The 12,379-nt window shown below is 61.7% G+C and carries 16 protein-coding genes; 10 read left to right on the plus strand and 6 right to left on the minus strand.

Going from position 1 to position 12,379, the window contains the following annotated elements:
* Nucleotides 1–556: 556 nt before the first annotated feature.
* Nucleotides 557–2,347, minus strand: a complete 1,791-nt coding sequence (locus CY658_RS23325) for a SulP family inorganic anion transporter (RefSeq protein ID WP_101492464.1) — start codon at nucleotides 2,345–2,347, stop codon at nucleotides 557–559.
* A gap of 361 nt (nucleotides 2,348–2,708) precedes the next feature.
* Between CY658_RS23325 and CY658_RS23330 the strand changes: the two genes are divergently transcribed.
* From CY658_RS23330 to CY658_RS23340, 3 genes are all read left to right on the plus strand, one after another.
* On the plus strand, nucleotides 2,709–3,296 hold the full coding sequence (locus tag CY658_RS23330) for a hypothetical protein (RefSeq protein ID WP_257884976.1): 588 nt from the start codon (nucleotides 2,709–2,711) through the stop codon (nucleotides 3,294–3,296).
* A 19-nt stretch (nucleotides 3,297–3,315) separates the two neighbouring features.
* The gene (locus CY658_RS23335; RefSeq protein ID WP_101492465.1) at nucleotides 3,316–4,236 is read left to right on the plus strand and encodes a DUF3616 domain-containing protein; all 921 of its coding nucleotides are present in this window, start codon (nucleotides 3,316–3,318) and stop codon (nucleotides 4,234–4,236) included.
* Nucleotides 4,237–4,570: 334 nt separating this feature from the next.
* Nucleotides 4,571–5,068 (plus strand): arsenate reductase ArsC, encoded by a 498-nt coding sequence (locus tag CY658_RS23340; protein WP_101492466.1) that lies wholly within the window; start codon nucleotides 4,571–4,573, stop codon nucleotides 5,066–5,068.
* Between the two features lie 257 nt (nucleotides 5,069–5,325).
* On the opposite strand, the gene CY658_RS23345 is transcribed toward CY658_RS23340, so the two are convergent.
* A complete protein-coding gene (locus CY658_RS23345; RefSeq protein WP_180839036.1) occupies nucleotides 5,326–5,676 on the minus strand; it encodes a hypothetical protein in 351 nt (116 codons plus the stop codon).
* Between the two features lie 70 nt (nucleotides 5,677–5,746).
* Between CY658_RS23345 and CY658_RS23350 the strand changes: the two genes are divergently transcribed.
* Together CY658_RS23350 and CY658_RS23355 are read left to right on the plus strand one after the other, a co-directional pair.
* Complete coding sequence (locus tag CY658_RS23350; RefSeq protein ID WP_101492468.1) at nucleotides 5,747–5,926, plus strand: DUF3606 domain-containing protein; 180 nt, start codon at nucleotides 5,747–5,749, stop codon at nucleotides 5,924–5,926.
* The gene (locus CY658_RS23355; protein ID WP_101492469.1) at nucleotides 5,926–6,171 is read left to right on the plus strand and encodes a hypothetical protein; all 246 of its coding nucleotides are present in this window, start codon (nucleotides 5,926–5,928) and stop codon (nucleotides 6,169–6,171) included. Before CY658_RS23350 ends, CY658_RS23355 begins: the two co-directional genes overlap by 1 nt.
* 14 nt (nucleotides 6,172–6,185) lie before the next feature.
* Here CY658_RS23355 and CY658_RS23360 read toward each other — a convergent pair whose 3' ends face one another.
* On the minus strand, nucleotides 6,186–6,479 hold the full coding sequence (locus CY658_RS23360) for a hypothetical protein (protein WP_143713768.1): 294 nt from the start codon (nucleotides 6,477–6,479) through the stop codon (nucleotides 6,186–6,188).
* Nucleotides 6,480–6,791: 312 nt separating this feature from the next.
* On the opposite strand from CY658_RS23360, the gene CY658_RS23365 reads away from it, so the two are divergent.
* Complete coding sequence (locus tag CY658_RS23365) at nucleotides 6,792–7,052, plus strand: DUF1488 family protein (protein ID WP_101492471.1); 261 nt, start codon at nucleotides 6,792–6,794, stop codon at nucleotides 7,050–7,052.
* 19 nt (nucleotides 7,053–7,071) lie between these two features.
* Here the strand turns inward: CY658_RS23365 and CY658_RS23370 are convergent, their stop codons facing one another.
* Together CY658_RS23370 and CY658_RS23375 are read right to left on the minus strand one after the other, a co-directional pair.
* Nucleotides 7,072–7,779 (minus strand): Crp/Fnr family transcriptional regulator, encoded by a 708-nt coding sequence (locus CY658_RS23370; RefSeq protein ID WP_101492472.1) that lies wholly within the window; start codon nucleotides 7,777–7,779, stop codon nucleotides 7,072–7,074.
* Between the two features lie 115 nt (nucleotides 7,780–7,894).
* Complete coding sequence (locus tag CY658_RS23375) at nucleotides 7,895–8,635, minus strand: Crp/Fnr family transcriptional regulator (RefSeq protein ID WP_101492473.1); 741 nt, start codon at nucleotides 8,633–8,635, stop codon at nucleotides 7,895–7,897.
* Nucleotides 8,636–8,821: 186 nt separating this feature from the next.
* Between CY658_RS23375 and CY658_RS23380 the strand changes: the two genes are divergently transcribed.
* The 4 genes from CY658_RS23380 (at nucleotide 8,822) to CY658_RS23395 (ending at nucleotide 11,206) form a co-directional block, all read left to right on the plus strand.
* Entirely contained in the window at nucleotides 8,822–9,256 is a 435-nt protein-coding gene (locus CY658_RS23380) for a hypothetical protein (protein WP_101492474.1), read from the plus strand.
* A gap of 10 nt (nucleotides 9,257–9,266) precedes the next feature.
* The gene (locus tag CY658_RS23385; protein WP_101492475.1) at nucleotides 9,267–9,488 is read left to right on the plus strand and encodes a hypothetical protein; all 222 of its coding nucleotides are present in this window, start codon (nucleotides 9,267–9,269) and stop codon (nucleotides 9,486–9,488) included.
* 323 nt (nucleotides 9,489–9,811) lie between these two features.
* Nucleotides 9,812–10,936 (plus strand): sensor histidine kinase, encoded by a 1,125-nt coding sequence (locus tag CY658_RS23390; RefSeq protein WP_101492476.1) that lies wholly within the window; start codon nucleotides 9,812–9,814, stop codon nucleotides 10,934–10,936.
* Between the two features lie 36 nt (nucleotides 10,937–10,972).
* Nucleotides 10,973–11,206 (plus strand): hypothetical protein, encoded by a 234-nt coding sequence (locus CY658_RS23395; protein WP_101492477.1) that lies wholly within the window; start codon nucleotides 10,973–10,975, stop codon nucleotides 11,204–11,206.
* 684 nt (nucleotides 11,207–11,890) lie between these two features.
* Here the strand turns inward: CY658_RS23395 and CY658_RS33075 are convergent.
* Nucleotides 11,891–12,361 carry a hypothetical protein gene (locus CY658_RS33075; RefSeq protein ID WP_225616977.1) on the minus strand — a complete coding sequence of 157 codons (471 nt, stop codon included), beginning with the start codon at nucleotides 12,359–12,361 and terminating at the stop codon, nucleotides 11,891–11,893.
* Nucleotides 12,362–12,379: the final 18 nt, after the last annotated feature.

Here is a 12,379-nt window from a genome sequence, read left to right on the forward strand (position 1 = left end):
GTTGCTAGTCGATCAACGCCGAGCGGCAGCAACCGGTCCTGAAGCGGACATTTAACTTCAACCGTTCAGAAGACGGACCTCAAGAGCTTCGGTCTTGCGATGGATATCTTGAATGAGTGGCGCCTCAACCGCTACTACGCGCGAAAAGGAAAGCTCTTGGATGTGTCCTACCGGGTAGACATCCAGTCGGCACACTAAAGACACCGAATACTCTCGGCTGAGCGAGGAATCATGATTCCGCTGAGCCAGTTGCGTGTGATCGTCGAAGAGACCAGCAAGGGACAGTTTTCGTGAAGAGGCTTGCATCGTCGACGACTGCGTGGCCCAGTCTGACGAGGGTTTCGCGGAGTTTGATCTCGCCTTGGAAGCCGGTTTCGCGGACCTGAAGGTTTTGGCCAGCAAGGCATAGCGATCGGCGCATTGCCCCCCAGTTGGTCCAGAAGCTGGATTGGATTGTGCCCTTGTTAAGACGCGGAGCCGAGCCCAATCGGCTGCTTCCGCAACGAAAGACACGACCTGGCACGGGAAGCCGTGTTCGATGGCTCGCCATACGAACTCAGCGCCCTTTGTCCTCCCAGTCAACCCAATCCACCGGATGGGTCTGAAGATATCGGCTGACGGCGGCACCGATGGTCGGAAAGAACGCGGCGTCCCCGAGCCGCTCGAAAAGCCCGAATCGCTTGAGCTTGTCCTTGACCGGGTCCTTCATCTCGGCAAAGCACAACTGAATGCCGGCTGCCCGCAAGGCTTCGATCAACTCGGCCAGCATATCGGCGGCGGTCACGTCCACGCTGGTGACGGGTTCCGCCGCAACGACCAGCCAGCGCACCGGTGTGGGCGACGCAGCCATGGCGTCGGCCACCCGGTCGTGGAACAGCTCGGCATTGGCGAAGAACAGCGGGGCATCCCAGCGAAACAGCACCAGCCCAGGGATGAGCCGCGCGTCGGGATACCGCGTGATGTCGTGGTATCCCTTGACGCCGTCGGCGCGCCCCAGGACGGCGGAATAGGGGCGCCAGGCATCCCACAGGAATTCGATGACCGCAATCACGATGGCCAGGCCGATGCCCTCGATCGCGCCCAGCACGACTACGCCGACGGTACAGGCGATCGACAACCAGAACTCCCAGCGCTGGATGCGATAGATCCGACGCAGGTCGGCAACCTCGATCAAGCCGATGGCGGATGCAATCACGACCGCGGCCAGTGCGCTGGTGGGCAGGTTCTTCAGCAGGTCAGGCACAGCGACCAGCAGCAGGGCAACCGCCAGCGCGCCGACGACGCCGGTCAGTTGGGTCTTGGCGCCTGCGGCCTCGGCCACGGGGGTGCGCGACGAACTGCTGCTGACAGCAAAGCCCTGAAAAAGTCCGGCCGCCAGGTTGGCGACGCCGAGCGCCACCATCTCCTGGTTCGGGTCGACGTGGGTGCGAGTCCGCGCCGCATAGACACGAGAGAGCACGCTGGTGTCGGCGAACGAGACGAGCGCGACGGCACACCCGCCGATCAGGACGGGGACGATGTCGGCGGTCGTGATCCACGGGATGGCGAACGCGGGCAGGCCTTGTGGGAGGGCGCCGAGGACCGACACCCCGGCGTGTGTCCCAAGGTCCAGCACGCCAACGACGACGGTCGCTCCCACCACGGCGATCAGGATGCCCGGCAAGCGCTTGCTACCCTTGAGCAGCAGGATGACCGCCAGGGTGCCTGCGCCGACCATGAACGTGGTCCAGTGGGTCTTGCCATCCATCACCGCAGTCGCGATGGCCCTCAGGTTTCCCAACGGTCCGTCGCTCTCGATCGAAAAACCGAACAGCTTGGGCAGTTGGCTGATCAATACCGTCAGCGCGATGCCGTTCATGTAGCCGTAGCGAATCGGCTTGGAGAGCAGCTCGGTGACGAAGCCCAGGCGCACGACGCCGGCCAGGATGCACACTGTTCCCGACACGATCGCCATCATGCCCGCCAGGGCGACCGCGCGATGCGGGTCGCCGCCAGACAGCGGAAGGACGACGGCCAGGATGAGTGCAGCCAACGAGGAATCCGGGCCCAGCACCAGAATCCGGCTGGGTCCGAACACGGCGTACGCGAGCAACGGAACGATGGTCGCGTAGAGGCCATAGATGCCGGGCACGCCCGACGCCTGCGCGTAGGCGATGCCGACGGGCACCAGCATTGTGGTCAGCACCAGTCCGGCAACGATGTCGTGTCGCAACCAGGCCAACTGGTACCTGCGCAGCGTGCGCAGTCCCGGCAGCCAGCGGCGCCACCCGGCCTGATCGGCGGCATTCGCCCGCCGCGCAATACGGCCCGGTTCCGGGAGAGGGGACGAAGGATCCAGATTGTTCATAAGCCGCAGGACGCGTGGTGGAGAGTGCAGATGCGCATAGAGAAAGGCAAGAGGAAAGATGCGGGTGCTGATGCCCGCCGCTTCACCGGATCGCACAGAGGTCCTTGATGAAGACTCCCGTTGCGTTCAAAATAATGGTGTAAATCATTTACACCATACTTAAAAATCCTCAATGACTGACTCCGGCCTTCCCAGCAACGAAATGACCTCCGCACCCAGCGACGCAGCAGACCCGGCAGTGGTTGCCTCCGCGGTCCAGCCGCCGGCAGCGTCCACAACTCCTGCCGCAACGCAGCTGCCATCGAACTCTCCAGCTGCGGAGCCGGTTGCACGCAAAAGGCCGTCGGCCAAGAAGGCACCAGTGCGTCAGCCCAAAGTAGCCGCGACCAAAAAGGCGGCCGCCAAGAAGGTCTCGCCTCGGAAGGCCAAGCCGGCAAAACCCGTGGCCACGAAATCCTCGGCAAACAAGGCAGCGGTGACCGAGAAGGCGGCGTCGGCCAAGGTCGGCGCCAAGACCCTCTCATCCAAAAAGATGACGTCGGCGAAGAAGGCATCAGCGAAAAAGGCAACAACGAAGACGACAGCGGCAAAAAAGACGGGGCCACTGAAGACCAAGGGGGTGAAGGCCGTGGCCGCGCCGCCTCGGGTCGCAAAGCCTGCGGCTCCCCGCAAGGAACGGGCGACGTCTGTCCAGGCCGCACCCTCCGAGTCCGTGCGCGATGCAGCCAAAACCAAAGCCAAGCTTGTGCGAGACAGCTTCACGATGCCCCAGCAGGATTTCGGTCTGATTGCCGTTCTCAAGGACCGCGCGCTGGGTTTCAAGCGCCCCGCCAAGAAGAGCGAGCTTCTACGAGCCGGGCTGCACGCGCTCCAACAGCTCACCGATGCCCAACTGCGCGGTGCGCTGGATTCGCTGGCGCCGCTGAAGGCTGGGCGCCCGAAGAAGTAAGCCAGACAATGCGGCCGTGATGCACGACAGACTTCCCGCTTTCCAGCCCTTGACCGGCATCTATGAGCCGTCGGCGATCCAGCAGTTGCCGGACGGGCGCTTCCTTGTGGTCGAGGACGAAAAAAGCCATCCCTTCAGTTTGATGGTGATCGGCGCCGACGGAAGTGTCCAGAGTACCGAGCTCACTGCCGGGCTGTTTCAGATCTTCAGTGACTTCTGGAAACTCGATGATCTCGAAGGCCTTGCTTTGGACCGCGCAGGCTTTGTCTACGCCATCACTTCGCATTCCCGAGACGACGAAGGCCGCGAAAAGAAGTCCCGCGAACGACTGGTTCGGTTCCGGGTCGAGGGGAGTCGGGTGGCGGAGGCCAAGGTCGTCGACGGATTGAAGCGCGCCCTGACGTCGACTCATCCTGAACTGGCCTCGGCAGCCACGATCCGGGATGTCAAGGCCGGCGGTGGGCTCAACATCGAAGCGTTGGAGATCAGCCCAGACCAGCAACGATTGCTGATCGGCTTTCGCAGCCCGTTGCGCGATGGCCGCGCGATCATCGCCAGCGTCGAGAATCCGCATGGCGTCTTCGAGGCGGACGAGGTACCCCGGGTGGCGGCTGATCTCAATGAGCTGGACCTGGGCGGCCACGGAATTCGCGGGTTGTCCTACGTCTCCTCCATCGGCGAATACTTGGTCATCAGTGGGCCGGTTTCTCGCGAGCCAGGCCAGTTCGCCCTCTGGCTCTGGAATGGACAGCCAGGTGGCGCAGCGCGCAGTGTCACGGTCCCGGGTCTTCAGGGCCTGGAGCGCGCAGAAGGCGTGAGCCCGGCCGTCATCGACGGCGTCGCCCGAATCGTCATCGTCAGCGATGACGGGAATCGGAAGGCAGAACGATCTGCGAAGTATCTTCTGCTGGCCCCCGATCAACTGCAAGCTGCGCATTGAATCGGTCGGCCCGGGGGGCTGCCCCGTGACCAAGTGATTCGGGCAATCTGATTTGCATCGTTGCCGCCTGAACACGTGAAGTCACGTGCGTGTCAGAGTGCAATGCGAGGATATGCAGTGACGGCCGTGGGACGCTGGTAGGGAATGCAAATTGCGCCTCGAATCCCGAGGTTCCCGATGTCCGCGACCGTCTCTATAACCAACCTGCGCCCTGGCCCGCGCCCGCCAGGCATGCTGCCCGGTCGGAAAACAGGGGCGCATCGCTATAGCGCGGTGTCATGCGCAGGTAATCGTGGAAGGGGTCAATCGGTCGGGTCCGTCACTTCGTTTCGCTATGACTTCAAGCCACACCACCAATGTGCTGTTCATCTGCAACAGCAACGCCGCCCGAAGCCTCATGGTTGAGGCACTCCTCAACCAACTGGCTGGCGAGCGGTTCCACGCCTACTCCGCCGGCAGCACTCCGGCACCTGATGGCCAGCCTGACCCACGTACCCTGAAGGTCCTTCAGGAGGGAGGTATTGCCACAGAGGGGCTGCGCAGCAAAAGCTGGGGCGAGTTCGCCTCTGCATCCGCGCCTTCGATGGACCTGATCGTCACGCTTTGCGACGAAGCCGCAGGTGAAACATGCCCCGTCTGGCCTGGCCGCCCTGCGACCGCGCATTGGTCGCATCCTGATCCACGCGCATTGGATGCGCAAAGGGATCCCGATGTTTTCGTTCATGCGATGTATGCGATCCGCCGGCACATCGACCTTCTGGTCGCACTGCCGGACGCACGAATTGAACACCTCGTCCTCGAATCTGAAGCTGCCCGCATCGGCAAGAGCTAGGGCAGATATTTTGTTGCCGGGCCGCAGCTGATTGCGAGCAACCGAGATAGCGCCGGATGCTCCTGTGGGCCACTTGCCCCCGACACTGAAGACAATAGCGCGCATGAAAACAAGCGCGGCGGAGCTGGCCGCGCTGATCGCCTGCGCAGCCGTCGTCGGATCGGTGGCACCCGCCGCCAGCAAGGGCACGAAGCTGTTGACGTACGCCGTGCTGCCGGCGTTCTCCCCCGCGCCCGCGGCGGACGCGGTCAACGCGGTCAGTTCGAACAGCACGTCGTTGCCGCCGGCATCACCAGAACGATGTCGTCTGCCTTGAATTGGCCGCAGGAGATGGCCAGATGGTTGGCGATCCGCGTGGCGACCGGCACGGTCAACGCGCCCAGCGCGCTGCCGGTCAGCTTGTTGCTCGGCCCCACCGGATGGGTGACGCGCGCACCGCCCTGGCCGTACCCAAGGCAGCCCGCATGCTTTTCCACCGGTACCACAAAGCCTGATGTGGCGTCGCCGTCCAGTCCGGTCTGCGCAGCACAGGGCGTGATTCGAAGGCCAGCTCTGGAAGGTGACACGCGTAGGCGATCCGCCGTCAGAAGAAGACGGTAAACGGACACGCGCCCCTGCCCGCAATCCTGTCATCTTGACCACGCGACGGGCCTTTCCTCGCGCGAACTGGAGAACGACATGGCTGACGACACCAACAAAACCAGAATAGACCCCAAGCTGATCTCGCTAGAGGAGCCGCACGAAGTGCGCTCGTGGATGGAATCACTCAGGTGCACAGAGATGCAATTGCGAGATGCAATGAAGGCCGTTGGAAATTCGGCCAACGCTGTGCGCGAGTACCTCGAGGAGAAACGCTGATGCCCCCCATTCGGCGGATCGCCGTCCACGTTGACGAGCCGGCCCCCGGCCAGTTCTACTGGGTGCTCATGGAAAAAAGCGACGCCGCCAGGCGCTGGGACAAACTTGAATCCTCCGAAGAACCCTGCAGTCTGTGGCTCGACGCCCTAGAAGCCGGTGTGCGCGCACTCACGGGCTACGCGCCGGACGAGCGCGTCGGGCCGCGCGAGACCGCGGAAGACGAAAACGTCGACCCGGTCGGCTGATCTAAGCACACGCGTCAATACACGGAGGTTCCAAACACTCTGTGATTTGGACGACTCGCGCTCGCATGCGTTGTGACTTCAATCTCATCAGAGCGACGCAGCAAGGCGCATGCGATCGGTTGCTCAGGAGGTTCTACCGCGTGGTTGTCGATGTCTGCTCGCAGCGTCTCATCGAGCGTCGGCGTATCGCCTCTGGCCAGCCGAACCTCGATCGCCCACACCATTGCATCACGAAGGATCTTCGGCATGCTGCGCCCAGTGAGGTAAGTCCGAAGCAGCGACTCGGCAGTGAACTGGGACGGCGTCATGGCATCCCTCCGTTGAGGAAGTTGAAGCGGCCACATTACTTCGCAGGAGGTGTTTCGACCGTGCGCTGTCGCACAGACCGAAAACAAAAGCCGGACCATGATCTGGTGGACGGCCATCCGGCGCTGGTAGAGGAAGCTTAAGCACCCGCCCATCAAGAGCGGCCCTCGATGCCGGCGGGCCGTCACCTCGCCGGCGTTCACGGCAAAACGCCAAGCGCGCGGGCCTGTGGAGCGATCAACGCCCGTTATCGCACAGACACGACGTGCAATCCCTGTGACAGTGGGCAGCCGCCCCCAAGAAAGACTCCCGCAATGTCCGACGCTCCCTACTTTCATGATGCCTCTGGCTCTGTCCGCTTCTGGGTGGGCCTGGAAGGCACCCAGTTCGTGAGCGCCAGTATCGGGAGAGAAGCACTGCGTTATCACTTTCGCACGACCGAGAATGCCGACCCACTTGAAACGTTCAGCCACCATGTCGAAGAGATCGAAGCTGCGGTGCGGCGTCGTCTCTCACAAGGGGCAATGGAACCGGTGATGCTTCGGGAGAACGATCTTCATGCCCCCGCACTTTGAACTGCGGGAAACTCCCCCGTTATGAGATCAGCCGCGCGTAGTTGCGCCGGTTGGCCCGATAGCAATCGCACGCCGCATTCTCCAGTCCCTGGCGATCCGTGATCGTGACGGCGCCACGGCGGTAGTCGATCAGTCGGCGCTCGTGCAGCGCGGTTGCGGCATTGGTGATGCCGACCCGGCGCACCCCCAGCATACGGCCCAGCACTTCATGAGTCAGTGCGAGGTGTGTGGAGTGCGCGCAGTCCTGTGTCGTCAATAACCAGCGCGCCAGGCGTTCCTCGATCAAATGGAAGCGGTTGCACAGGCCCGACCGCCCCAGCTCCATCAGCAGCACACAGACGTAGCGATTGAGAACCCGCTGGAGCAGCGTGTTCTGCTCCAGCTCCTGAGCAAACGACTGCGCTGTCAGGCGCCAGGCCAAGCCGCCGCCCTGTACGAACGCTCGCAACGGTGCGCTTTGCACGCCCAACGACAGTTCGTAGCCCAAAGCTCCCTCGTTGCCCACCAGACCTGTTTGCAGGCCGTCGTGACCATCTGCAGTAGAAACCAGGGAGACGAAGGCACTCGTGGGAAAGTGGATGTGGCGGATGGCATCACCCGGCTCATACAAGGTCTGTGCCGCGGTCAACAGGACACTCTCGCATTTTTCGAGCAGGCGCGCCCTGACCATCGGCGGCAGCACTTCGAGCAGACGGTTGTGGATGGGGCGGGTCGAGTGGGATGTCACAGAGCCGCTTGTTGAGAAGAGCTAGCGCGGAAGTGCGCTACCGGTCGCATTGTTGCTGATGCGATTGTTCACGTCTGTGCGGCGGCGCACCGAGACTGGCTATCGCCGCGACGAATCAGGTCGCCACTGGTCGAGGCAGCAGTCGATCCGTTTCGCGCTTCACGACTTCATAGCATTCGCAGACCTGCTGTTCGAGGCCCGGGCGGTCAAGTACCGTGATGTGACCTCGCGCATACTTGATCAGGTTCAGACGCTGCAGTTTGCCTGCCGCCTCCGTGACGCCTTCGCGTCGCACGCCGAGCATGTTGGCGATCAGCTCCTGCGTCATGATCAGTTCATTGCCCGGCAATCTGTCAAGGCTCAACAATAGCCAGCGGCACAGTTGCTGTTCGAGCGAATGGTGCCGGTTGCACACCGCCGTTTGCGACATCTGGGTGATGAGCGACTGCGTGTAGCGCAGCAAGAGGTGAAGCAGCGGCCCCCCCTTTTCCGTCAACTCCTGAATGTGGGTGGCACTCAGTCTGAAGGCGTTGCCTGCGCTTTGCACCACGGCACGATTGGGGGTGCTACCTCCGCCCATCAAGAGCGACACGCCCACCATGCCTTCGAAGCCGACGACCGCGATCTCCGCCGATTGCCCGTTCTCCAGCACATATAGCAGCGAGACGATGCAATCGACCGGAAAAAAGACGTGCCGCTGCACCACACCCGATTCGTAGAGAACCTCTCCGAGACGCAGCGGCACAACCTCGAGGAACGGCTCCATTCGGGCCATCACCTCAAGAGGGATGGCATCCAGAAGTTCGTTGTGTGCGGAGGCCCGACGCAACGAGGACGAACGCGGAGGCAATGCCATGGATGGGATCAGCTTCCAAAATTCTCATCATTCTGAGGCTGAAAGCCGGCGTCTGTGCGCTGCCGCACCAATCATCGAGACTTTAATTTGGGGAGCGTCGGTGCGCTAGCGAACGGTGACGGACTCACTTTCTGGTTAGCGTGGGGCACCCAGAGCTCCGCTTTGGAAAGCAACCCAACGTACGCCATGAACCCCACGGGAATCGACACCGAGAACCTGGCACGCACCTATCTGTACGGCCGTCAATTGCCGCGAATCCTGAACCGAGCGGCGGCGTGGGTTTCGGGCACACGGTGGGGCGTCCCCAAGTTCTCGACAGCCAGCGCCGCCTTGCGTTCCGGCATCGACTATCAAACCACCTCACCGGCGTCGCCGGCCGACGCCACCCCGGGAGATCCAATGCCCATGCATCTGCTGAGCCGCCTTTGCTGCGCGCGACTGCCCCTGCTGATCGATGATCAGGCGGAGATTCAAATGTGCGACGTGCTGCGCAGCGCGGGCTTGATCGAGGCTGAGCTTCCGCCCTTGCTGCACCAGCGTGGGCGAGTCGTCTATTCAGGCCAGGCCACCGTGATGCGCGTGACGCCCAAAGGGCATGCCGCATCCGGACAAGCGCATTGAGCCGCGCAGCATGGCCAAGCTTCTCATGCACATGGCGACGGTGACCCTCTGCTTGCCCTTTGACATTGACTCGGAAGCCGAAGTCACAGCCCTTCGCTGCGCGGGAATCCCCGTTGATGCGCTCGGTAACGCAGAGTCTGGCTACCTGTTCGTGAGGCTCTCCAACAACCGCTGCGACAACATCTTCCGATGGTTTTCCAACAGGTTGGAGCAGAAGTCTTCGGAGCCCTGAGAGGCGACGTTGACCTCTACGCCGGGGTCGAATGGCACCAGTGGTTTCCAGATGGCGCAGATTTTTCTGCCACTGGCAGGCTACCCCCCGGCCCTGCACTGAAGCCCCGAGCTCGTCCCAAAGCTCAGTGACGAATGCACCAAGCATCACTCGCGGCCTCAAGCTTCCCGCTGCCTCGCAAAACGATCCTGGCGCTCGATCGTCACTACGTTCGCTACCGCACAGACTGGGCTTTTCGCATCAATGACGATTGAGCAATGCGTCTCGAAAACACCGCCGACGGCGCTCATTAATAACCAGGCGAACGCCATCGAGGTCTGAACATGCGCAACTTCTTGACCAATAACCGTGATGAACTGATCTCACGGTGCAAGTCAAAAGTTGCGCGAAGGCCCCGGCGCGCAGCAACTGAACAGCAGTTGGCCAACGGAATTCCGCTGTTCCTTGATCAATTGATCCAGACGTTTGCCGCGGAAGAAGATGACAAGCCGGCGGACAGCATCCGAATTTCGGGCCCCTCAGGCGGAGATTCACAGGCCTTGTCGGAGATGGGGGTAGCCGCCACGGCCCACGGCAAGGAGTTGCTCAAACTGGGGTACACGGTAGATCAAGTCGTCCACGACTATGGCGACCTTTGCCAAGCGATCACGGACATGGCCTTCGAGCGCGATGCCCCCTTTGCTGTCGGGGAGTTCCGCACATTGAATCGATGCCTGGACAACGCCATTGCTGATGCCGTCACGGAATTCAGCTATCAGCGCGATACACAGATCGCCCGCCAGCAGAGCCTTGACTCCACCGAGCGTGTCGGTTTCCTCGCTCACGAGTTACGCAACTGTCTGGGCACGGCGACTCTTGCCATCCATGCCCTCGAACTCGGCAACATGACAGTGGGAGGTGCCACGGGAAGCGTATTGAAGCGCAGCCTTGCGGCGATGGTCACCCTGATCGATCGGGCGCTCGCCGAGGTGCGCGCCAGCGTGCAGGAACAGCGCCAGACGTTTTCCGTCGCCGCGTTCATCAAGGATGCCGAAACCGCCGCGCAGCTCGTCGCTGGCGCTGCACGCTGTTCCTTCGAAACGGCCTCGGTCGACCCTTTGCTGGCCATCCATGGCAATCGCGAGCTGCTGCTTGCCGCCTTACAGAATCTCTTGCAAAACGCGTTCAAGTTCACGCACCCGCACACCACTGTCGCCTTGAAAGCTCATGCGCTCGACGACCATGTCTTGATTGATGTCGAAGACCACTGTGGAGGGCTGCCGCCCGGAAGCGCTTCCAGGATGTTCGAGCCCTTCAATCAACACAGTCATGACAAATCCGGTCTCGGCCTGGGCCTTTCCATCGCACGCCAAAGCGTTGAGGCCGATCTCGGCACGTTGACTGCTCGAGATGTTCCGGGAACAGGTTGTGTTTTCACCATTCGCTTGCCATTGCACGTCCTCGAATGACAAGCACCTAGGCTTTCTCCATCCCAAGGACTCATCATGGACATCCAATTGCTGATGCGGATCGGCCGCATGCCACCACCTCGGTGGCTCACTTTGTCGGCGGATGTTTCAGCCGCGAAGCGGCTGGCTGCCGACGGCATGATCGAGATGACTCTGGAGTTGCCGGGCAACGCAAAGACATTTGGACGCGAATCAGTGCATGTTCGCACGATCACACGAAATGGTGCCTCGGCTATCGCTGACGAAAAAACTCGCTCGCAGCGGAAATGAACTTGCTCTTCGTTTTGGATGCATTGCGCCGGCGGCGCAATTCCCCCTCCCCGGCGCCGTACCTGCCCGCCTTCGTCCGGGCTTTTCGTTCCTGCTTTCGCACAACTGCTTAAGGTCGCCCATCTCAACGGAGTGATCCGCGCCACCACGCCGAACGTGCCTCGCTCCCCTTCTTCTCCCGCGCTGTAGTCCATCGACCCGCATCCCGCGTTGTGGATGTCCCAGCGACCGCGAAAGAAGCCAAGAATGCCCGGCACGAAGCTCCCCAAGAGTTTTCAGCAGATCAGGACGCAGTTTGGTCGAACGTTCCACCGAGGCGATCGAGTCGCCTCCGAAGGTCGGCTTGGCTCCATCACAGGAGCGACCTACTCCCACATCCGGGTGCGCTTCGACGGACAACAGATTTCCGTACCGTGCGACCCCCTGGAGCTTCAGCTTGACCGGCCGAATCCGGCGAAACGAATCCTCGCCCCGACTCTTTCGTAGGAGGCTGCCTGCTACAATTCAGGCTCGCTCATGCATTCTTGAGCGTTGCCTGGCCAGGCAAGCTGAATCTCATACCAGCGCGTCGAAGTCACTACGACGAGAAAAACAACAATGACTTCCGCAAACGAACATTTGCCGTAGCGTGGACCGCGTAAGAGTTCACGACCAAATATCAAAGCCCGCCTCAAGCGGGCTTTTTCAATGGCGCACGAACGGCGGCACCCAATGCGGGTCGTGCGCCCCATCTGGCCCGCTGGAGAGATTCCAGATGGTCGCGCCGACCTTCACCAGCGCCGCGACGTCTGTTTCATAGCTGCCGCTGTGCATGTCCAGCTTGTCGATCATCGATGCCAGCATGCACATCGCCTCTTCGGGTGGCAAAGCGCCACCCAACTTGGCCATCGCTACGATCTGAAGCAGTACGTCGGCTTGGTTCATTTCAGCACTGTGCGCGCGAGTCGCGGCACGCGCAAGATCGTAGCCTCGCTGAAAACCAACGAGGCGGTCTACAACGGCTTCGGCCCGGTCAAGATTCGCACCGTCAAAAATCATCGACGCAAGTGAGCCTGCGGCGGCGGCAGCCCAGGCGCCATCTTTGCAAGTACCACAACAGCTTGGAAGCACGCATTGATGGCTCAAGCCGACCGGGGCCAGCGTGACTTCGGACACCGACCCTTGGCGAGGCCT

Origin of the sequence: Variovorax sp. RO1 (assembly GCF_002849325.1) — a bacterium.
GTDB lineage: Bacteria > Pseudomonadota > Gammaproteobacteria > Burkholderiales > Burkholderiaceae_C > Variovorax.

Coding starts and splice junctions, on each gene's coding strand:
- CY658_RS23325 (WP_101492464.1), bottom strand. CDS start 2,347: ATGAACAATCTGGATCCTTCGTCCCCTCTCCCGGAACCGGGCCGTATT.
- CY658_RS23335 (WP_101492465.1), top strand. CDS start 3,316: ATGCACGACAGACTTCCCGCTTTCCAGCCCTTGACCGGCATCTATGAG.
- CY658_RS23340 (WP_101492466.1), top strand. CDS start 4,571: ATGACTTCAAGCCACACCACCAATGTGCTGTTCATCTGCAACAGCAAC.
- CY658_RS23350 (WP_101492468.1), top strand. CDS start 5,747: ATGGCTGACGACACCAACAAAACCAGAATAGACCCCAAGCTGATCTCG.
- CY658_RS23355 (WP_101492469.1), top strand. CDS start 5,926: ATGCCCCCCATTCGGCGGATCGCCGTCCACGTTGACGAGCCGGCCCCC.
- CY658_RS23360 (WP_143713768.1), bottom strand. CDS start 6,479: ATGACGCCGTCCCAGTTCACTGCCGAGTCGCTGCTTCGGACTTACCTC.
- CY658_RS23365 (WP_101492471.1), top strand. CDS start 6,792: ATGTCCGACGCTCCCTACTTTCATGATGCCTCTGGCTCTGTCCGCTTC.
- CY658_RS23375 (WP_101492473.1), bottom strand. CDS start 8,635: ATGGCATTGCCTCCGCGTTCGTCCTCGTTGCGTCGGGCCTCCGCACAC.
- CY658_RS23380 (WP_101492474.1), top strand. CDS start 8,822: ATGAACCCCACGGGAATCGACACCGAGAACCTGGCACGCACCTATCTG.
- CY658_RS23385 (WP_101492475.1), top strand. CDS start 9,267: ATGGCCAAGCTTCTCATGCACATGGCGACGGTGACCCTCTGCTTGCCC.
- CY658_RS23390 (WP_101492476.1), top strand. CDS start 9,812: ATGCGCAACTTCTTGACCAATAACCGTGATGAACTGATCTCACGGTGC.
- CY658_RS23395 (WP_101492477.1), top strand. CDS start 10,973: ATGGACATCCAATTGCTGATGCGGATCGGCCGCATGCCACCACCTCGG.